Genomic DNA, 18,839 nt, shown 5'->3' with positions numbered 1-18,839 from the left:
CGTTCCGCCGCGGCGACGAATAAACGACCCGGGTCCGGTCCGGGCGGCCGGCCCCCGTGATCCGAGCGCGGCTCCGCCCGACGGCCCTTTTTAGTGACCCCTCCTCGAACGGCCGGTATGGTCGTCGACTCGTCAGCACCACGCGCGCCCGGAGGAGACGGATGGTAGCGGTCGCCGTCTCGCTCTCGCGGGTAGCGGCCGCCCTCGCGTTGGTCGCCCTGAACGGCTTCTTCGTCGCCTCCGAGTTCGCGTTCGTCAGGATCCGGGCCACCTCGGTCGAGCAGCTGGTCGAGGAGGGGAAGGCGGGCGCGGAGACGCTTCAGGAGGTGATGACCAACCTCGACGACTACCTCGCGGCGACGCAGCTCGGGATCACGCTCGCGTCGCTCGGGCTCGGGTGGATCGGCGAGCCCGCGGTCGCGGCGCTCATCGAGCCCGCCCTCGGTCCGGTCCTGCCGGACGGGCTGGTCCACCTCGTCGCGTTCGCGATCGGGTTCTCCGTCATCACCTTCCTCCACGTCGTCTTCGGCGAGCTGGCGCCGAAGACGATCGCCATCGCGCAGGCGGAGCGCATCTCGCTGCTCCTGGCGCCGCCGATGAAGCTCTCCTATCTGATCTTCTCGCCCGGTATCGCGGTGTTCAACGGCACCGCGAACGCGTTCACGAGCCTGATCGGCGTGCCGCCCGCCTCGGAGAGCGACGAGACGCTCGAAGAGCGGGAGATCCGGCGCGTGCTGGCGCGGGCAGGCGAGGCCGGCCACGTCGACGAGTCCGAGGTCGCGATGATCGAGGGCGTCTTCGAGCTCGACGACACCGCGGCCCGCGAGCTGATGGTCCCTCGCCCGGACGTGGTCTCGCTGCCCGCGGACGCGTCCCTTTCGGCGGTCCGCGAGACGGTCCTCGACGCGGGTCACACCCGGTACCCGGTCGTCGAGAACGACGACGCCGACCGCGTCGTCGGCTTCGTGGACGTGAAGGACGTGCTGCGCGCGACCGAGGCGGGCGACGACGGCGCGACCGCGAGCGACCTGGCGCGGGAGATCCTCGTCGTCCCGGAGACGACGAGCGCCGGCGACCTCCTCGTCCAGTTCCGCGACGAGCGCCGGCAGATGGCGGCGGTGATCGACGAGTGGGGCGCCTTCGAGGGGATCGCGACCGTCGAGGACGTCGCCGAGGCGCTCGTCGGCGACCTCCGCGACGAGTTCGACGTCGCCGACGGCCGCCACACCATCCGTCGGACCGGCGACCGGACCCACGAGGCCGACGGGTCGGTCGCGCTCGTCGACGTCAACGACGCGCTCGGCACCGACCTCAGCGGCGACGGCTACGAGACGCTCGGCGGGTTCGTCCTCGACCGCATCGGGCGCTCGCCGGAGGTCGGCGACGTCGCACAGACCGAGGCGTACGCCTTCGAGGTCACCGCGGTCGACGGCGCGCGCATCTCCACGGTGCGCGTCACGCGGCGCGACGGCCCGGACGAGTCGGGCGACGCCGGTGACGGATCGGACGCCGACGCGGAGTCGCCCGGCGACGCGGCGTAGCGGGACGAGCGCCTCCCTCCCGCCACCGGGACCGGACGGTCCCGCAGCGCGGCAACCACACGAGCGTTTTTCACCCGCGGGCGCGACCGGGGGCGTATGTACGACCGGATCTGCGTCCCCACCGACGGCAGCGACGCGGCCGCGGCGGCCTTCGAGCACACCCTGGCGATCGCCGCCGACCACGGCGCGACGGTCCACCTCCTCCACGTCGCGGACACGACCCGCGACAGCGTGACCCGAATCGGCGGCGACGTAGTCGACGTGCTGGAACAGGAGGGCGAGTCGATCGTCGATGAGGCGGCCGCCCGCGCCGCGGACCGCGGCGTGGAGGCGGAGACGGCCGTCCGGCAGGGGGGCGTCCCCGAGACGGTCGCCGCGTACGCCGAAGAGGTCGGCGCCGACCTCGTCTCGATGTCGACGCGGGGGCGGCAGGGGGTCGAACACCTCGTCGGCAGCACGACCGAGCGCGTCGTCCGGCAGTCGCTGGTGCCGGTGTTGGCGCTCCGTCCGGGCGACGAGGCCGTCCCGTACCCGTACGAGGACGTGTTGGTGCCGACCGACGGGAGCCCGGCCGCGACCGCCGCGCTCGACCGCGCGATCCCGATCGCCGAACGGGCGGGGGCGACGGTCCACGTCCTCTCGGTCGTCGACACCGGCGGGATCGGTATCGGCGACCACGTCGAGGTGGACGTGCTCTCGGAGTACGCCGACGACGCGGTCGCCGAGGGCGTCGAGCGCGTTGAGGACGCCGGGTTAGAGGCGGTCGGCGCCGTCGAGGTCGCCTCCTCGGCCGCGCGCGGGATCCGGGCGTACGCCGACGACCCCGGCGTCGACCTCGTCGCGATGGGGACCCACGGCCGGACCGGCGTGGGGCGGTACCTGCTGGGGAGCGTCGCCGAGCGCACCCTCCGGACGGTCCCCGTGCCGGTGTTAACGGTCCCGGTTCCCGAAGAGGAGTGATCCCGAGCGGCCGGGGGCGACGCCGGTCAACGGTACGATGTCTGACGCCGCGGTAGGTTTACGGGCCTTCCACGCGAGATACCACGCATGAAAGTGTTGGTAGCCGGCGGGACCGGATTCATCGGGTCGTACCTCTGTCGCGCGCTCGCCGACGACGGGCACGCGGTGACCGCGCTCTCCCGCTCGCCCGAGGAGACGCCGGACGGCGTGACGGGCGTCACCGGCGACGTGACCGACTACGACTCCATCGAGTCGGCCGTCGAGGGGCACGACGCGGTCGTGAACCTGGTCGCGCTCTCGCCGCTGTTCGAACCGGACGGCGGCAACCGGATGCACGACCGGATCCACCGCGGCGGGACCGAGAACCTCGTCCGCGCGGCCGAGGCGGGCGGCGTCGACGGCTTCGTCCAGCTGAGCGCGCTCGGCGCGGACCCTGACGGCGACACCGCCTACATCCGCGCGAAGGGCGAGGCGGAGGAGATCGTCCGCGACAGCGGCCTCGACTGGACGATCTTCCGTCCCTCCGTCGTCTTCGGCGAGGGCGGCGAGTTCGTCTCGTTCACCAAGCGGCTGAAGGGGATGTTCGCGCCGGGCGTCCCGCTGTACCCGCTCCCCGGCGGCGGGAAGACGCGGTTCCAGCCGATCCACGTCGAGGACCTCGTGCCGATGATCGCCGCCGCAGTGACCGACGACGAGCACGCCGGCGAGACCTACGAGATAGGGGGGCCGGAGGTGCTCACGCTCCGGCAGGTGACGGACCTCGTCTACGAGGCGGAGGAGAAGGGCGTCACCATCGTCCCGCTGCCGATGCCGCTGGCGAAGATCGGCCTCTCCGTCCTCGGCGCGGTGCCCGGGTTCCCGATGGGCGCGGACCAGTACCGGTCGCTGAAGTTCGACAACACGACCGCCGACAACGACGTCGGGGCGTTCGGCGTCGACCCGACCGAACTGACCACACTCGGCGAACACCTCGGGATCCGATGACTGAGGCTCGGATCGCCGGCGACGCGAACGTGTCAACAGTCCTAATCTCAACGCTGGTAACCGCAACCGAAGGCTTTTATAGGAGATCGCGTTCTGTTCAGTTCAAACGCGGAGGGAGCACACGATGAAACTCGCAATGATCGGATTCGGACAGGCGGGGGGCAAAGTCGTCGACAAGTTCTTGGAGTACGACAAGCGGACGGGCTCCGAGATCGTTCGGGCCGCGGCGGCCGTCAACACGGCGAAGGCGGACCTCATGGGGCTCGAACACATCGCCGAGGACCAGCGCGTCCTCATCGGCCAGTCGCGCGTGAAGGGTCACGGCGTCGGCGCGGACAACGAGCTGGGCGCGGAGATCGCCGAGGAGGACATCGACGAGGTCCAGGGCGCCATCGACTCGATCCCGGTCCACGAGGTCGACGCCTTCCTCGTCGTCGCCGGCCTCGGCGGCGGGACGGGCTCCGGCGGCGCGCCGGTGCTCGCGAAACACCTCAAGCGGATCTACACCGAGCCCGTCTACGGGCTGGGGATCCTGCCGGGCAGCGACGAGGGCGGCATCTACACCCTCAACGCGGCCCGCTCGTTCCAGACGTTCGTCCGCGAGGTGGACAACCTGATGGTGTTCGACAACGACGCCTGGCGGAAGACGGGCGAGTCCGTTCAGGGCGGCTACGAGGAGATCAACGAGGAGATCGTCCGGCGGTTCGGAATTTTATTCGGCGCCGGCGAGATCCAGCAGGGCCAGGAGGTCGCCGAGAGCGTCGTCGACTCCTCGGAGATCATCAACACGCTCTCCGGCGGCGGCGTCTCCACCGTCGGTTACGCGGAGGAGGAGGTCGAGGAGCGCTCCTCGGGCGGCCTGCTCTCGCGGCTGCGCGACGACGGGAACGACGAGGAGCTCGACAGCGCGCACACCACGAACCGGATCACCAGCCTCGTGCGCAAGGCGGCGCTGGGCCGGCTCACGCTCCCCTGCGAGATCGAGGGCGCGGAGCGCGCCCTCCTCGTGCTCGCCGGGCCGCCGGAGTACCTCAACCGGAAGGGGATCGAGCGCGGCCGCAAGTGGCTCGAAGAGCAGACCGGCTCGATGGAGGTCCGGGGCGGGGACTACCCGTACCGCGGCGCCGGCTTCGTCGCGACCGTCATCCTGCTCGCGGGCGTCACGAACGTCCCGCGGATCAAGGAGCTCCAGCAGGTCGCCATCGAGGCGCAGGACAACCTCGACGAGATCCGCGAGGAGAGCGACGAGAACCTCGACGAGCTCGTCAGCGACGACAGCGACGAGCTGGAATCCCTGTTCTAAGGGACCGCCGCTCCTTGCGATGGAGGTCATCGTCCCCTTTTCGACCGACCGCCCGAAGTCGCGACTCTCGGACGTCCTCTCCCCCGACGAGCGAAGCGAGTTCGCGCGGGCGATGCTCGACGACGTGCTGGACGCCGTCGCGGCGGCTGGCGGCGAGCCGCTGGTCCTCGCCACCGACGCGGTCGATGTCGACCGCCCGGTCACCGTCGACGAGCGCCCGCTGACGGACGCCGTGAACGCGGCGCTGGACGCGCGGCTGGGAGCGGAGGGGAGAAGCGACGACACTCCCGAGCCGGTCGCCGTCGCCATGTCGGACCTCGCGCTCGCGACCCCGGTCGCGCTCGGGCGGCTGTTCGAGGCCGGCCGGGACGCCGACGTCGCGATGGCGCCGGGCCGCGGCGGCGGCACGAACGCGTTCGTCGCCTCGCACCCGGAGTTCCGGGTCGACTACCACGGCGCGTCCTACCTCGACCACCGCGAAATCGCGAGCGACGTCGGCGCGGCGTTCGTCGCGGTCGACTCCCACCGGCTCGGCGCCGACGTCGACGAGCCCGCCGACCTCGCGGAGGTGCTGATCCACGGCGAGGGTCGCTCGGCGGCGTGGCTCCGCGAGGCCGGGTTCGTCCTCGACGCGTCCGACGGTCGCGTGGCGGTCGTCCGGGAGTGAGGGAGTCGAAAACCGATCGGGGCCCTCGCCGCGACTCGACGTAACCGGATCCGGCCTCGCACGGGGATCCGCAACCGCGATTCTTTTTAAACGCCGACCGCGAGTGACGGCCGTGTTCGCCGGAGCCGACGAGTACGGCGTCGACGTCGCTATGGACGAGCGGGACGTCGAGCGGCTGCTCTCGGTCCGCCCGGACGATGTCGAGGCCGCCGACCGGCTCACCTTCGCGCGCAACGTCTTCATCCCGCTCACGACAGCGTGCCGGTACACCTGTACGTACTGCACCTACTACGACGTTCCCGGGGAGGCGTCGCTCCTGTCGCCCGAGGAGGTGCGCGAGCAGTGCCGCGTCGGCGCCGACGCGGGCTGTACGGAGGCGCTTTTCACCTTCGGCGACGACCCCGACGACCGGTACACCGAGGTCCACGAGACGCTCGCCGAGTGGGGGTTCGACTCGATCCACGAGTACCTCTCTCGGGCCTGCGAGATAGCTCTGGAGGAGGGGCTGCTCCCCCACTCGAACCCGGGCGACCTGACGGAGTCGCAGTTCGCCGCCCTCCGCGAGGTGAACGCCTCGATGGGCGTCATGCTCGAGACGACCGCCGACGTCGACGCGCACAGCGGGGGGCGGCGGAAGACGCCCGGCCAGCGGCTCAACACGATCCGCGCGGCCGGCCGGCAGGGCGTCCCGTTCACGACCGGCATCTTAGTCGGCATCGGCGAGGACTGGCGCGACCGCGCCGAGAGCCTGCTCGCGATCCGGGCGCTCCACGAGCGACACGGCCACGTCCAGGAGGTGATCGTCCAGAACGTCGTCCCCAACGAGCGGTCGGACTTCCCGAAGCCCGACCTCGCGACGATGCGCCGGGTCGTCGCGATGGCGCGCGCGGCGCTCCCGCCCGAGGTGTCGGTTCAGGTGCCGCCGAACCTCTCGCCGGCGGCCGATCTGGTCGACTGCGGCATCGACGACCTCGGCGGCGTCTCGCCGGTGACGGACGACTACATCAACCCCGCGTACGAGTGGCCGGACCTCCGCGAGCTCGAAGCCGTGGCCGACGTCGGCGGCGTCCCGCTGCGCGAGCGACTGCCGACGTACGCGCGGTACCTCCCGGACGACATCCGGCCCGCGGGCGTCGAGCCAGCCCCCGAGCCCGACGGTCGCGAGGCGTGGATCCCCCCCGCGGTCCGAGAGCGGATCGCCGCGGACGACGTCCACGGCCGTCGGCTCCGCGGGGTCGCCCGTGGCGACGGCCCGCTCGCGGTGCGGAGCGACTGACCGATCCGCCCCGCGAGCGGGAGCCTCTCGACCCGCCGCGTCCCGCACCGAACGTAAACAACCGCGCTGCCAGTAGCTTCTTTATATAGACTCGTGAATGGGTGGACGATGTACCCCTTACAGCTCGACGCGATCGCGAACGCCGTCGACGTGGCGGCGATCGCGACCACGGCGCTCCGATTCCTCGCCGGCTTCCTCGCGGTGTTGCTGCTCGGAAAGCTCGTCTTGGTCCCCGGGCTCCGGCGGATCGTCAGATCGCGCGGGTTCGACGAGGCGGTTCTGAGCCTCGGCACGAACGTCCTCAACGCCGTCGTCTGGGTGGCGGCGATCGCGATCGGCTTCGCCGTGGCCGGCTACGGGAGTTTCCTCTCGGCGTTCGCGGTGTTCGGCGGTGCCATCGCCCTCGCGGTCGGCTTCGCCGCGCAGGACCTCCTCGGAAACTTCGTCGCCGGCGTGTTCATCCTGAAGGACAAGCCGTTCGAGGTCGGCGACTGGATCGAGTGGAACGGCAACTCCGGTCGCGTCGAGGAGATCGACCTGCGCGTCTCGCGCGTCCGGACGTTCGACAACGAGCTGGTGACGGTACCGAACGGGGACCTCGCGAACAGCGCGGTGACGAACCCCGTCGCCTACGACACGCTCCGGCAGAAGTTCGTCTTCGGGATCGGGTACGACGACGACATCGAGGAGGCGACGGACATCATCGTCGAGGAGGCCGAGGCCCACGAGGAGATCCTCGACGATCCGGGCGTCTCGGTCCGGCTCGTCGAGCTCGGCGACTCGGCGGTCGGCCTCCAGTCCCGCTGGTGGATCGCCGACCCCGACCGCGGCGACTTCGTCCGCGTGCGCTCCGAGTACGTCACCGCGGTGAAGGAGGCGTTCGACGACGCCGGCATCGACATGCCGTACGTCCACCGGCAGCTCACCGGCAGCGTGGAAGTGATCGAAGAGGTCGCCGCCGACGAGTAACTCTCACCCGACCCCTTCTTCCGCGTCGCCCGCGTCGGGCCGGTACTGCCGGCTGACCGCCTGCCACCGGTTCGAGCGGAACCGGTAGCCGTTCAGTCCGGCGGGCACGAGCTTCTCCGCCACCAGCGCCGCGTAGAGGCCGCCGACGCCGAGCGGTGTAACGAGGCCGGCGAGCGCGACCGGGAGCGCGAACGCGTACAGCCCGATCATCGACGCGACGAAGGGCCACCGCGTGTCGCCCGCGCCGCGCAGCGACCCCGTGACCGAGCCGTCGATCCCGAGCGGTACCGCCGAGACCGCGGCGGTGACGACGAACGCCGCCGTCGCGCTCACCGCCGCCGGCTCGTCGACGAACACGCCCGCGATCGGCGTCGCGGCGGCGATCACCGCGGCCGACGCGGCCACGTAGACGACCGCCGACAAGGCGATCACGTCGCGGCCGTACGCGGTCGCGAGCGTCTCCTCGCCCGCGCCGAGCCGCTGGCCGACGAGCGTGCTCGCGGCGATGGAGAAGCCCCAGCTGAAGCTGCCGAGCAGGGCCCTGACGCGGCGGCCGACCTCTAAGGCGGCGACGGTCGCCTGGCCGAACGACGACGCGATCCACAGGAGCGGGAAGACGACGATCCCCTCCGCGACTCGACGGGCGATGAGGGGCGCGGACACCCGCAGCAGCTGGCGCGTCAGCCCGGCGTCGAACCACGGGCCGGAGCGCCCGACCGGGACGGGCGAGGCGCCGCGGCCGAAGTAGGACCGGCCGGTCATCCCCCACGCGAGGACCAGCCCGACGGCGGCGATGGAGACCGCGGTGCCGAGCCCGGCTCCGAACACGCCGAGGCCGGCGCCGAGGACGAACCAGACCGTGAGCACGACGTTCAACAGCGCGCCGCCGGCGCGCGCGACCATCGGGGTGCGGGTGTCGCCGACGCCGGCGTACGTCCGGCTGGCGATCATGTTGAAGTACTCGAAGGCGAGCGCGGGCGCCGTGACGGCGAGGTAGGTCGTCCCCGCGGCCAGCGCCGCCCCGTCGCCGCCGACGAGGGCGATCAGCCGCTCCGCGCCGAGGACGTAGCCGGCGACGATGGGGGCGGCGAGCAGCGCGGCCACGATCAGCGACTGCTTCACGACGAGCCCGGCCCGCCCGCGCTCGTCGCCGCCGTAGTTCTGCGAGACGAGCGAGACGGTGCCGCCGGCGAGCCCGATGGAGACGAACTTCGCCAGCTGCCAGTACGCGAAGGCGTACCCCATGCCCGCGACCGCCGAGACGCCCACCGCGTAGCCGATCACCGCGAGGTCCACGGTGTTCTTCGACATGATCGCGAACCCCGTCACGATCCGAGGCCACGCCAGCCCCATCGTCTCGTCGAGCCGCGACCGGTCGATGACGCCGGCCCGGTCGAGCGCGCCCGCGACCGCCTCGCCGACGCGCGCGGCGCCGTACCGGAGCCGGGATAGCATTGGACCGCGATACGGACCGGGCGGGCTTGTGTCTGTCCGTCCGCATCACGGTCGCCGCGTCCGTCGGCGTTGCCTCAACGCCGATCGAGCAGCGACCGAGCCCGCTTGACGTAGCTGTTCGCGTCCCAGCTCCGAGCGTCGCCGATCGCGTCGAGGACCGCCGTCGCGTCGTCGACGGAGAGCGCGTCGGCCCGAACAAGAGCCGAGAGGAGCGTCGGCGTGGTGACGAGCCGCGTGTCGGCGAGCGACGCGTGGATCAGCCCGAGCCGGTTGAACTCGTCACAGAGCAGCAGCGCGGCATCGAGGTCGTTCGCGAGGGCGACGGCGGCGTTCTCCCCGTCGTCGAGCGGGAAGTCCGCGTCGAGGACGACCGACCGGGTCGAGATCGATTCGGTCCGGTCGAGGACGGCGGCCGCGGCGCGGCCGTGCGCGTCGTCGTACGAGGCGGTCTCTCGAAGCTCCTCGACGACCCGTGCGGGAACGACGACCTCGTACCGATTCACGCAGATCGAGAGGGGGTCGGGGTCGTCGCTGGCGGCGATCCCGAGGCTCACGAGACCGGACGTGTCAGCGACGAGCCGGGACATCTACGCGTCGGCGACCTCGTCGACGAACCCCTCGTCCAACTGTCGCTTCAGCACCCGGAGGTTCGCGGCCTCCTCGGCGCCCACGAGCGACTTGAGCTGCTCGAAGGAGATCTCGTCGTCGTAGTAGGCCGCCGCGATCTCCTGGGTGAGCGCGTCGTCGTGGGCCGCCTCTTGGAGGTATTCCCGTAGCGCCGTCACGAGAATGTCCGTCCGGTCTTCCCCGAGTACGTCCGCGAGCGCGTCGGTCCGGTCGATGAGTCGGTGCGGCGCCCGGAACTGGACCCGTTTCTTGTCGCTGCTCATTGTGTGTACAACGTGAGCCAACCCACTTAGCGCTTTTCGCGTGTGCGTTGCGAGCCGCTCGGCAGGCTCGACGGGTCGGTCCCGGCGGATCGGTCCCGGCGGATCGGTCCCGGAACACAACCGTTTTCACCGAACCACCGACGCGTACCACACATGAATATCAACGAGTGGCGGACGTACCTCGTCACGGCGGCCGGCCGCTCGGCGGGGCGGACGACGCCGGAGATCGTCGCGGCCGCGTTGGAGGGCGGCGTCGACGTCGTCCAGCTCCGCGACAAGGCGACGAGCGCGCGGGAGCGCTACGAGACGGGGCTCCGCGTCCGCGAGCAGACCGACGAGGCCGGGGTGCCACTGATCGTCAACGATCGAATCGACCTCGCGAGCGCGGTCGACGCCGACGGCGTCCACCTCGGCCAGTCCGACCTCCCGGTCGCGGTCGCCCGGGAACAGCTGGGCGAGTCGGCGGTCGTCGGCGTCTCGGCCTCGACGGTCGAGGGGGCCGAGGCGGCCGAGGCCGCGGGCGCCGACTACCTGGGCGTCGGCGCCGTCTACGGCACCGACTCGAAGGACGTCTCCGGGGACCGCGACGGGATCGGCGTCGAGCGGATCGCCGCGGTCGTCGACGCGGTCGAGATCCCCGTGGTCGGAATCGGGGGGATCGACGCCGACAACGCGGCGCCGGTGGTCGAGGCGGGCGCGGCCGGTGTGGCGGTCCTGTCGGCGATCACGGCCGCCGAGGATCCGGAGGCGGCGACCGCGACGATCCGGGAGGCGGTGACGGACTGAGGCGGACGCGGCCGGACCGACGCGCCCGGTCCGGTCACCACTCGCGTTCGAACTCGGGGTCGAACAGCCGCGCCGACATCGGCGCCGGGTCGCCCTCGGTGAGGTTGTACTCGGAGAAGTCCGTCACGCCCGCCTCGCGGAGCAACTCCTCGTCGTAGAAGCTCTCGCCCGTACACTCCGCCGGGTCGCGCGCGAGGATTTCGAGGACCGCGTCGGAGACGATTTCGGGGGTCCGCCAGTCGTCCTCGGTCCCGAGCCCGAAGTAGCGGGTCGCCCGGGTGTCGATAGTCGTCACCGGCCAGAAGGTGTTACAGCCCACGTCGTCGCCCGCCAGCTCCTCGGCGAGCGAGAGCGTGACGAACGACATGCCGAGCTTCGACCACGCGTACGGCGCCTTCCCCGGCGAGCGGTCGGTCGTGACCGGCGGCGCGTTCGTCAGCAGCCATGCCCCGTCGAGCCCCGCGAGGTGGTCGGCGAACGCGTGCGCGACGAGGTGGGTCCCGCGGACGTTCACGTCGGTGAGGAGGTCGAAGCGGTCGGCGGGCAGGTCCGCGACGTTCGCCAGCTGGATCGCGCTCGCGTTGTTGATCACGATGTCGACCTCGCCGAAGCGGTCGATCGACTCCTCGACGACCGCCTCGACGCGATCCTCGTCGCGGAGATTGAGTTCGAGCGCGAGCGCCTCGGGCCCGCGCTCGCGCACCTCTCGGGCCGTCTGTTCGATCGATCCCGCCAGCTCGGAGTCGTCGTCGTCCGTCGTTTTGCCCGTCGAGACGACGTTACAGCCGCGGTCGGCGAGCGCGAGCGCGATCCGCTTGCCGATGCCGCGAGTCGTTCCGGTGACAAAGGCCGTCGAGCCCGAGAGGTCGGGGTCCGCGAGTGGCATATCCTTCCTTCGACCGACCGCGGGATAATTCTCGGTGGTCGAGCGCGGAATCGACGAGATGGTATTTAAATACCGACAAGCGACGGCGACGATCATTTATAAACAACAACTGCGGTGGCGCGTGCCTGCGAGCGGCCGCCCTCGGCGGCCGCGAGGCAGCACGCGCGAGGTCGCCGGCGCTACGCGCCGGCTGCCAGAGAATCTTCGATTCTCGCTGGAGTCGGCCGACCGGAGCGAAGCGGAGGGGGGCCGACGAGGCTGGGGAGGCGTGAGGTGCGGTTGCGGTGCTGTGCGGGGTGGGACTCACAGGGGCAGCCGGGAGGACGCCGTAGGCGACGTAAGCACCGCAGCGAAGGAGCGTCAGCGACTGAGCGAGGAGCGCAGCGAGCGTACGGCGTCCTCCCGGCTGGGGCTTTGGAGGTGTTCGTCACCGATCTGCGAACAGATATTTATAAACAAGCGACTGGGGCTTTGGAGGTGTTCGTCACCGATCTGCGAACAGATATTTATAAACAAGCGACTGGGGCTTTGGAGGTGTTCGCCACCGATCTGCGAACAGATGTTTATAAACGAGCGACTGGGGCTTTGGAGGTGTTCGCCGCCGACCCGCCAGCAGCTATTTATAAACGAGCGGCTGCGCCCCTCGCGACCGTCGCCGCTAACCCGGCTACAATCCACTCTTATCGCGTCGCGGACTTCCACTCCCGGAGTCCCAACCGTTCGCCGTTCAGGTCCTCGGCGGGCGCCTCGGTGGCGGCCCAGACGAACAGCGGCGCGACGCTCTCGGGGTCGCGGGCGCGCTCCTTCCCGGTGAGGTCGGTGGCGACGAGCCCGGGGTCGACGACCCCGACCGTCGCGTCGAGATCGGCGGCGAAGCCGCGCGCGACCGCCTCGGCCGCGGCCTTCGAGACGGCGTACGCGCCCATGCCGGGCTTCGACTCGGCCGCGACCGCGCCCGACGGGACGATCACCCGGGCGTCGTCAGCCAAGTGAGGCACGGCCTCGGTGATCGTCGCGAACACGCCGCGCGCGTTCGTGCGCATCGTGTCGTCGTAGTCGGCGTACGAGAGCTCGGTCGTCGGGCTCTCGCCCGGCGCGCCGTGGAACACGCCGGCGTTCGCGAAGGCGACGTCGACCGGGCCGGCCTCGCGGGCGACCCGCTCGAAGAAGCGTTCGAGGTCGAACTCGTCGCGCACGTCGACGCGGTCGCCCCAGGCGGTGCCGCGCTCGGCGTCCGCGTCGCCCGCTGGGTCGCCGTCTTCGGGAGTCTCAGCGTCTCCTCCGGAGTCCCCCTCGCCGTTCAGCGCCGCGACGGTGCGATCGACGGCGTCGCCGTCGCGTCCGGAGACGGCGACGAACGCCCCCTCGTCGACGAACGCCTCGGCGACGGCTCGCCCGATCCCGCTCGTTGCGCCGGTGATCGCGACCGTCAGGTCCATGTGGAAACCGGTACGCGCGTCGGCGACTTAGTGGTATCCACTCGCCGCGAGGAGCGCGGTCGATCCCGGCGGCGCGACGCGGCACCCTTCCGCCCGGCGCGACGCGGCACCCTTCCGCCCGGCGCGACGCGGCACCCTTCCGCCCGGCCGCGTCCGGCCGGATTTATACCGCCGCCGCTCCTACGATCGAGTATGGACGTGGTCCCGGACATCGACGGCGTCGCCGGCGAGTCCGTCGTCGTGATCGGCGGCGGATTCGGCGGCCTCTCGACGGCCTGTTACCTCGCGGACGCCGGTGCGGACGTCACGCTGCTGGAGAAGAACGAGCAGCTCGGCGGCCGCGCCAGCCGGCTCGAAGTCGACGGCTTCAGCTTCGACATGGGGCCGTCGTGGTACCTGATGCCGGACGTGTTCGAGCGGTTCTTCGGTCACTTCGGCCGCGAGCCGTCGGAGTTCTACGAGCTGGAACGGCTCGACCCGCACTACCGCGTGTTCTGGAAGGACGGCGACAAGGTCGACGTGCTGCCGGACCGCGAGGCGAACAAGGAGATCTTCGAGTCGTACGAGCCGGGCGCGGGCGAGGCGTTCGACGCCTACCTCGAAGAATCCCAGCGCACCTACGAGATCGGGATGGAGCACTTCGTGTACGAGGACCGCCCGCGGCTGCGCGACTACGTGGACAAAGACGTCCTCCGCTACTCGTGGGGCCTCTCCCTGCTCGGGAAGATGCAGGGCCACGTCGAGGACTACTTCGACCACCCGAAGCTCCAGCAGCTGATGCAGTACACGCTCGTGTTCCTCGGCGGCTCGCCGACGAACACGCCGGCGCTGTACAACCTGATGAGCCACGTCGACTACAACATGGGCGTCTACTACCCCGACGGCGGGATCGGCGCCGTCGTCGACGGGGTCGTCGAGCTCGCCGAGGAGCTCGGCGTGGAGTTCGTCACCGACGCCGAAGTGACGGGCATCGAGGGCCGGTACGGCGCCTTCGCGGTCGACACCGAGAACGGCGAGCGCTATCTCGCCGACCGCGTCGTCTCCGACGCCGACTACGCGCACACCGAGCAGGAGCTGCTGCCCGAACACAAGCGGCAGTACACCGAGGAGTACTGGGAGTCGCGGACGTACGCCCCCTCCGCGTTCCTGCTGTACCTCGGCGTCGAGGGCGACGTGCCGAACCTCGAACACCACACGCTCGTCCTCCCGACCGACTGGGACGAACATTTCGCGCAGATATTCGACGACCCCGAGTGGCCCGACGACCCCGCCTACTACCTCTGCGTCCCCTCCGAGACGGACGACAGCGTGGCGCCGGAGGGGCACAGCAACCTCTTCGCCTTGGTGCCGATCGCGCCCGGCCTCGCTGACACCCCGGAGATCCGCAACCGCTACCGCGACCTCGTGATCGACGACATCGCGGAGAACACCGGTACCGACCTCCGCGGCCGGGTCGTCGTCGAGGAGACGTTCTCGGTGGACGACTTCGCGGACCGGTACAACAGCTACGCGGGCAGCGCGCTGGGGCTGGCGCACACGCTCACCCAGACGTCGCTGCTCCGCCCGCCGCACGTCTCCGATGCGGTCGACGGGCTCTACTTCACGGGCTCGACGACGACGCCCGGCATCGGCGTCCCGATGTGCCTGATCAGCGGCCAGCTGACCGCGGAAGCGATGACCGACGACGACGTGTGATCTCCGCCGTGAGCGACCAGAACCGATCCGCGACCGACGGCGACCGAGCCGCCCCGGAGGAACGGGACCGTTCCGCCGGGAGCGGGAGCGAGGGACTCCGCTACCTGCTGGTGCTGTCGCGGCCGCGCTTCTGGCTCTACCTCGCCGGCCCGGTCGCCGTCGGTGTCACCTACGGTATCGACGCCGTGAGCGGGCTGTTCACGCCCGTCACGGTCGCGCTCGCGCTCTACTTCCTCGTCCCGGCGAACGTGTTCCTCTACGGCGTCAACGACGTGTTCGACGCCGACATCGACGAGCTGAACCCGAAGAAGGACGGCCGCGAGGCGCGCTGGCGCGGGAGCAGGCCGGTGGTCGCCGCGGTCGTCGCCAGCGGCGCGCTCGGGCTCGCGACGCTCGCGATCACGCCCCGCGTCGCGTGGCCGTACCTGTTCGGCTTCCTCGTCCTCTCGGTCGGGTACAGCGCGCCGCCCGCCCGCTTCAAGACGACGCCGTTCCTCGACTCGCTGTCGAACGGGCTGTACGCGCTGCCCGGCGCGGCGGCGTACGCGACCGTCGCGGGCGCACACCCGCCGCTCGCGGCGCTCGCGGGGGCGTGGCTCTGGACGATGGGGATGCACACGTTCTCGGCGATCCCCGACATCGAACCGGACCGGGCCGCGGGGATCGACACGACCGCGACGCTGCTCGGCGAGGGGCGCACGTACGCGTACTGCTTCGCCGCGTGGACCGCCGCGGCCGCCGGGTTCTGGCTCGTCGACGCCCGACTCGGCGCTCTGCTCGGCGTGTACCCCGTCTTCGTCGCGTGGGTCGCGCGCTCGTCCGTGTCGGTCGACCGCGCCTACTGGTGGTTCCCGGCGCTGAACACCGTCGTCGGCACGCTGCTGTCGATGGGCGGCCTCTGGCGGGTGTACCCGATCTGGGAGGCGCTGCCGTGACCGACGCGGACGGCGGGGGGTCGGCCGAGAGCGCGTCTGCCACGTCAACCGGTTCCGGACTCGACGCGCTCCGCGAGCGCGCGCCGGACACGCGCCGCGAGGCCGAGGCGCTGCTCGACCGAATCGTCCGCGAGAACCGCTTCACCATCGCGGTCGTCTTCCCGCTCGTGGGGGCGATCGCGCTCGTCGGCAGCGCCGAGGGGTGGATCCCCGAGCCGTTCGCGTTCCACCCGTGGTTCGTGCTGTTCGGCGTGGTCGTGATGCGCTCGCCGCTGGTCGTCGGCGTGCTGCCGACGGTCGACCGACGCGCGCTCGGTTGGATCGGCGTGTTGACCGCGTACACGTACCTCATCGAGGGGGTCGGCGTCGCGACCGGGTGGCCGTACGGCGAGTTCGCGTACACGGTCGACCTCGGGCCGATGCTCGGCGGCGTGCCAGTCGCGCTCCCGGTGTTCTTCATCCCCTTGGTGACCAACGCCTACCTGCTGTGCCTGCTCCTGCTCGGCCCGCGCGCCGACAGCGTGTGGGTCCGGCTGGCGACGGTGATCCCGGTCGTCGTCGCGATGGACGTCGTCTTGGACCCCGGCGCAGTCTCGCTCGGCTTCTGGGACTTCGGCGGCGGCGCGTTCTACGACGTCCCGCTCTCGAACTACGCCGGCTGGGTGCTGTCCGCGATCGTCGCGGTCGTCACGCTCGACCGCGCCTTCGCGGCGGCCGGCATCCGCGAGCGCCTCCGGGACTGCGAGTTCATGCTCGACGACATGGTGAGCTTCGTGATCCTCTGGGGCGGAATCAACGTCTGGTTCGGAAATCTCCTGCCCGCGGCGGTCGCGGCCGCGTTCGGCGTCGGCCTCGTCCGCGCCGACCGGTTCGACACGCGGCCGTTCACCGAGTGGCGGCGGTCGTAGCCTCCCGCCCGACTCGGCTGCCCTTATATACCGGTGTCGCGTTTGCTCGATCGTGACTGACGGCGGCAACCGCGGCGGACGGACGAACCGGGAGGAGGGACGACGAAGCGGGGAGAGCGGACCGCGATGAGCGACCTCGCCATCGACTACGGCGACCACGAGCGGGTGCGCGAGGTCGTCGACCGGCTGACCTACTGCGCCGAGCACGTCAGCGTCTCCTTCGACGGGTGGGAGGAGCCGCACGTGAAGGGACCGGGGCTGTACTTCGCCGTCATCGGCGACAGCGACTACGGCGCGTACGCGGACCGGATGGGCGACAACCGCTGGCCCCGCGACACCGCTCCCTCCGTCTTCGACGGGGACGCCTTCATTGGCGCCGCCGAGACGGTGAGTGTCGAGCAGGACGGCGGGATCGTCGTCGCGGTCGACGGCGAGGTCGAGAGCCAGATGGTCCGGTTCCGCGACCTCGGCACCCGCGACGAGGAGGCCGAGCTCGTGGACGACGTGAGCTACGAGCCGTGGATGGGGTCGCGGCACATGAGCGCGATCGAGACCTCCGTCCGGCCGGAGGTCGTCGCGACGGTGACGCTGAGCGAGGAGACCGGCCGCGTCAGCGTCTTCCGCGACGGCGAGGCGAACAGCATGCGGCGCGAGGAGATCGGCGGCCGCTGGCGCGGCGAGTAGCGCCCCCCGCCTCCGGCGCCGACTCCGCGCGCGGCGGGAAGCGCTCCCGGACGCCGACACCGAGGCCCCACCGTTAAGCCCCGGCCGGGCGAACGTCGAGGCATGTACGACGAGATCCTGGTGCCGACCGACGGGAGCGAGGCCGTCGACCGTGCGCTCGACCACGCGATCCGGCTCGCGACGGACCACGACGCGACGCTCCACGCGCTGTACGTCGTCGACCAGCGGGTGACGACCGCGAACTCCGGCGACCTCCACGAGGAGGTCGTCGAGGACCTCGAATCGCAGGGGGAAAGCGCGGTCGACGCGGTCGCCGACGCGGCGAGCGACGCCGGCCTCGACGTCGAGACCCACATCGCGCACGGGACGCCGGACGCCGAGATCGTCGAGTACGCCGACGAGTTCGGCATCGACGTGATCGTGATGAGCCCGGAGGGGAAGTCGCCGCGCGAGCGGATCCGGTCGCTCGGGAGCGTCTCCGACCGCGTCGCCGACGACGCGTCGGTGCCGGTGTTCCTCATCAAATGACGGCCGTCCGGGACTGAAGCCGCGGGATTCAGGTGGATCCGGACGCGACCCGTCCGCATGGAACTCACCGTGCTCGGGTCCGGTAGCGCGATGCCGGTCCCCGACCGCGCGCAGGCCGGCTACCTCCTCGACGACGGCGACCGCTCGCTGCTGGTCGACTGCGGCAGCGGCGTCCTCCAGCGGCTCGCCGGCACCGACACCGGCTACGAGGGCGTCTCGACGGTCCTCCTTACCCACCACCACCTCGACCACGTCGCGGCGCTGCTCCCGCTCCTGAAGGCGCGCTGGCTCGCCGGCGAGGAACACCTCGAAGTGGTCGGCCCCGCGGGCACGAAGTCGCTCGTCGACGGCCTGCTCGACGTCCACGACTACCTCGACGGGCGGATCGACCTCGCCGTCCGCGAGGTGTCTGCGGGGCGTCCGTTCACCGCCGGCGGGTTCGACGTGACCGCGCGTGAGACGCGGCACTCGATGGAGGGGTTCGCCTACCGTTTCTCGCCGCCCAGTTCGGACGCGGCGCCCGCGGACGGGCCGCTCGCGCTCTCGGGCGACACCGAGGCGTTCGCGGGCATGGCGCGGTTCGCGGACGGCGCGGATCTCCTCGTCCACGACTGCTCGTTCCCGGACGACGTGGACGTGTCGAACCACCCGACGCCGACGAGCCTCGGCGAGTCGCTCGCGGGCGCCGAGATCGGGACGCTCCTCCTGTCGCACCTCTACCCGCACACCGGCGGCCGCGAGCGCGAGATGGAGGAGGCCGTCCGCGAGGCGGGGTTCGACGGCGAGGTGCGCGTCGCGACGGACGGGCTCCGCGTGTCGCTGTGAGGGCGGATATGTAACCGCAATGAAACCCTGCCGCGGCCGCGACGTAACCGCTGAGTGTTACGTACTCACACGAACGACCCGGTTATTTAAGCGCGCGTAGTGGCTTCT

Annotated in this window: 19 protein-coding genes; 14 read left to right on the top strand and 5 right to left on the bottom strand. The window is 71.1% G+C overall.

Annotated features, from left to right (window positions below; all coding sequences use genetic code 11):
* Window positions 1-161 precede the first annotated feature (161 nt).
* From CPZ01_RS13265 to CPZ01_RS13235, 7 genes are all read left to right on the top strand, one after another.
* Entirely contained in the window at window positions 162-1,541 is a 1,380-nt protein-coding gene (locus CPZ01_RS13265) for a hemolysin family protein (RefSeq protein WP_096395845.1), read from the top strand.
* 96 nt (window positions 1,542-1,637) lie between these two features.
* The gene (locus tag CPZ01_RS13260; protein ID WP_096395843.1) at window positions 1,638-2,501 is read left to right on the top strand and encodes a universal stress protein; all 864 of its coding nucleotides are present in this window, start codon (window positions 1,638-1,640) and stop codon (window positions 2,499-2,501) included.
* An 87-nt stretch (window positions 2,502-2,588) separates the two neighbouring features.
* Window positions 2,589-3,485, top strand: a complete 897-nt coding sequence (locus tag CPZ01_RS13255) for a complex I NDUFA9 subunit family protein (RefSeq protein ID WP_096395841.1) — start codon at window positions 2,589-2,591, stop codon at window positions 3,483-3,485.
* 124 nt (window positions 3,486-3,609) lie between these two features.
* Window positions 3,610-4,788, top strand: coding sequence for a tubulin/FtsZ family protein (locus CPZ01_RS13250; RefSeq protein WP_172863972.1), 1,179 nt, complete (start codon window positions 3,610-3,612; stop codon window positions 4,786-4,788).
* A gap of 19 nt (window positions 4,789-4,807) precedes the next feature.
* On the top strand, window positions 4,808-5,455 hold the full coding sequence (gene cofC / locus CPZ01_RS13245) for a 2-phospho-L-lactate guanylyltransferase (RefSeq protein ID WP_096395839.1): 648 nt from the start codon (window positions 4,808-4,810) through the stop codon (window positions 5,453-5,455).
* Between the two features lie 112 nt (window positions 5,456-5,567).
* Entirely contained in the window at window positions 5,568-6,731 is a 1,164-nt protein-coding gene (cofG, locus tag CPZ01_RS13240) for a 7,8-didemethyl-8-hydroxy-5-deazariboflavin synthase subunit CofG (protein WP_096395837.1), read from the top strand.
* A gap of 108 nt (window positions 6,732-6,839) precedes the next feature.
* A complete protein-coding gene (locus CPZ01_RS13235) occupies window positions 6,840-7,700 on the top strand; it encodes a mechanosensitive ion channel family protein (RefSeq protein WP_096395835.1) in 861 nt (286 codons plus the stop codon).
* Window positions 7,701-7,703: 3 nt separating this feature from the next.
* Here CPZ01_RS13235 and CPZ01_RS13230 read toward each other — a convergent pair whose 3' ends face one another.
* From CPZ01_RS13230 to CPZ01_RS13220, 3 genes are all read right to left on the bottom strand, one after another.
* The gene (locus CPZ01_RS13230) at window positions 7,704-9,155 is read right to left on the bottom strand and encodes an MATE family efflux transporter (RefSeq protein ID WP_096395833.1); all 1,452 of its coding nucleotides are present in this window, start codon (window positions 9,153-9,155) and stop codon (window positions 7,704-7,706) included.
* Window positions 9,156-9,229: 74 nt separating this feature from the next.
* Window positions 9,230-9,742 carry a hypothetical protein gene (locus CPZ01_RS13225; protein WP_096395831.1) on the bottom strand — a complete coding sequence of 171 codons (513 nt, stop codon included), beginning with the start codon at window positions 9,740-9,742 and terminating at the stop codon, window positions 9,230-9,232.
* Window positions 9,743-10,045 carry a hypothetical protein gene (locus CPZ01_RS13220; protein ID WP_096395829.1) on the bottom strand — a complete coding sequence of 101 codons (303 nt, stop codon included), beginning with the start codon at window positions 10,043-10,045 and terminating at the stop codon, window positions 9,743-9,745. It lies immediately after the preceding gene.
* 153 nt (window positions 10,046-10,198) lie between these two features.
* Here CPZ01_RS13220 and thiE point away from each other — a divergent pair, with 153 nt between their 5' ends.
* Window positions 10,199-10,831, top strand: coding sequence for a thiamine phosphate synthase (gene thiE / locus CPZ01_RS13215; protein ID WP_096395827.1), 633 nt, complete (start codon window positions 10,199-10,201; stop codon window positions 10,829-10,831).
* A gap of 34 nt (window positions 10,832-10,865) precedes the next feature.
* On the opposite strand, the gene CPZ01_RS13210 is transcribed toward thiE, so the two are convergent.
* Together CPZ01_RS13210 and CPZ01_RS13205 are read right to left on the bottom strand one after the other, a co-directional pair.
* On the bottom strand, window positions 10,866-11,717 hold the full coding sequence (locus CPZ01_RS13210; RefSeq protein WP_096395825.1) for an SDR family oxidoreductase: 852 nt from the start codon (window positions 11,715-11,717) through the stop codon (window positions 10,866-10,868).
* Between the two features lie 680 nt (window positions 11,718-12,397).
* Entirely contained in the window at window positions 12,398-13,156 is a 759-nt protein-coding gene (locus CPZ01_RS13205) for an SDR family oxidoreductase (RefSeq protein ID WP_096395823.1), read from the bottom strand.
* A gap of 192 nt (window positions 13,157-13,348) precedes the next feature.
* Here CPZ01_RS13205 and CPZ01_RS13200 point away from each other — a divergent pair, with 192 nt between their 5' ends.
* From CPZ01_RS13200 to CPZ01_RS13175, 6 genes are all read left to right on the top strand, one after another.
* Complete coding sequence (locus CPZ01_RS13200) at window positions 13,349-14,851, top strand: phytoene desaturase family protein (protein WP_096395821.1); 1,503 nt, start codon at window positions 13,349-13,351, stop codon at window positions 14,849-14,851.
* Window positions 14,848-15,786, top strand: a complete 939-nt coding sequence (locus tag CPZ01_RS13195; RefSeq protein ID WP_096395819.1) for a prenyltransferase — start codon at window positions 14,848-14,850, stop codon at window positions 15,784-15,786. Before CPZ01_RS13200 ends, CPZ01_RS13195 begins: the two co-directional genes overlap by 4 nt.
* Complete coding sequence (cruF, locus tag CPZ01_RS13190) at window positions 15,783-16,694, top strand: bisanhydrobacterioruberin hydratase (protein ID WP_096395817.1); 912 nt, start codon at window positions 15,783-15,785, stop codon at window positions 16,692-16,694. Before CPZ01_RS13195 ends, cruF begins: the two co-directional genes overlap by 4 nt.
* Window positions 16,695-16,820: 126 nt before the next feature.
* Entirely contained in the window at window positions 16,821-17,378 is a 558-nt protein-coding gene (locus CPZ01_RS13185) for a diadenylate cyclase (RefSeq protein ID WP_096395815.1), read from the top strand.
* Window positions 17,379-17,480: 102 nt separating this feature from the next.
* Window positions 17,481-17,906, top strand: a complete 426-nt coding sequence (locus CPZ01_RS13180) for a universal stress protein (RefSeq protein ID WP_096395813.1) — start codon at window positions 17,481-17,483, stop codon at window positions 17,904-17,906.
* A 57-nt stretch (window positions 17,907-17,963) separates the two neighbouring features.
* A complete protein-coding gene (locus CPZ01_RS13175) occupies window positions 17,964-18,731 on the top strand; it encodes an MBL fold metallo-hydrolase (protein ID WP_096395810.1) in 768 nt (255 codons plus the stop codon).
* Window positions 18,732-18,839: the final 108 nt, after the last annotated feature.

Source organism: Halorubrum trapanicum (genome assembly GCF_002355655.1).
Lineage (GTDB): Archaea > Halobacteriota > Halobacteria > Halobacteriales > Haloferacaceae > Halorubrum > Halorubrum trapanicum_A.
This window is presented reverse-complemented; position numbering and strand designations above follow the sequence as displayed.

Coding starts and splice junctions, on each gene's coding strand:
- CPZ01_RS13265 (WP_096395845.1), top strand. CDS start 162: ATGGTAGCGGTCGCCGTCTCGCTCTCGCGGGTAGCGGCCGCCCTCGCG.
- CPZ01_RS13260 (WP_096395843.1), top strand. CDS start 1,638: ATGTACGACCGGATCTGCGTCCCCACCGACGGCAGCGACGCGGCCGCG.
- CPZ01_RS13255 (WP_096395841.1), top strand. CDS start 2,589: ATGAAAGTGTTGGTAGCCGGCGGGACCGGATTCATCGGGTCGTACCTC.
- CPZ01_RS13250 (WP_172863972.1), top strand. CDS start 3,610: ATGAAACTCGCAATGATCGGATTCGGACAGGCGGGGGGCAAAGTCGTC.
- cofC (WP_096395839.1), top strand. CDS start 4,808: ATGGAGGTCATCGTCCCCTTTTCGACCGACCGCCCGAAGTCGCGACTC.
- CPZ01_RS13235 (WP_096395835.1), top strand. CDS start 6,840: ATGTACCCCTTACAGCTCGACGCGATCGCGAACGCCGTCGACGTGGCG.
- CPZ01_RS13230 (WP_096395833.1), bottom strand. CDS start 9,155: ATGCTATCCCGGCTCCGGTACGGCGCCGCGCGCGTCGGCGAGGCGGTC.
- CPZ01_RS13225 (WP_096395831.1), bottom strand. CDS start 9,742: ATGTCCCGGCTCGTCGCTGACACGTCCGGTCTCGTGAGCCTCGGGATC.
- CPZ01_RS13220 (WP_096395829.1), bottom strand. CDS start 10,045: ATGAGCAGCGACAAGAAACGGGTCCAGTTCCGGGCGCCGCACCGACTC.
- thiE (WP_096395827.1), top strand. CDS start 10,199: ATGAATATCAACGAGTGGCGGACGTACCTCGTCACGGCGGCCGGCCGC.
- CPZ01_RS13210 (WP_096395825.1), bottom strand. CDS start 11,717: ATGCCACTCGCGGACCCCGACCTCTCGGGCTCGACGGCCTTTGTCACC.
- CPZ01_RS13205 (WP_096395823.1), bottom strand. CDS start 13,156: ATGGACCTGACGGTCGCGATCACCGGCGCAACGAGCGGGATCGGGCGA.
- CPZ01_RS13200 (WP_096395821.1), top strand. CDS start 13,349: ATGGACGTGGTCCCGGACATCGACGGCGTCGCCGGCGAGTCCGTCGTC.
- CPZ01_RS13185 (WP_096395815.1), top strand. CDS start 16,821: ATGAGCGACCTCGCCATCGACTACGGCGACCACGAGCGGGTGCGCGAG.
- CPZ01_RS13180 (WP_096395813.1), top strand. CDS start 17,481: ATGTACGACGAGATCCTGGTGCCGACCGACGGGAGCGAGGCCGTCGAC.
- CPZ01_RS13175 (WP_096395810.1), top strand. CDS start 17,964: ATGGAACTCACCGTGCTCGGGTCCGGTAGCGCGATGCCGGTCCCCGAC.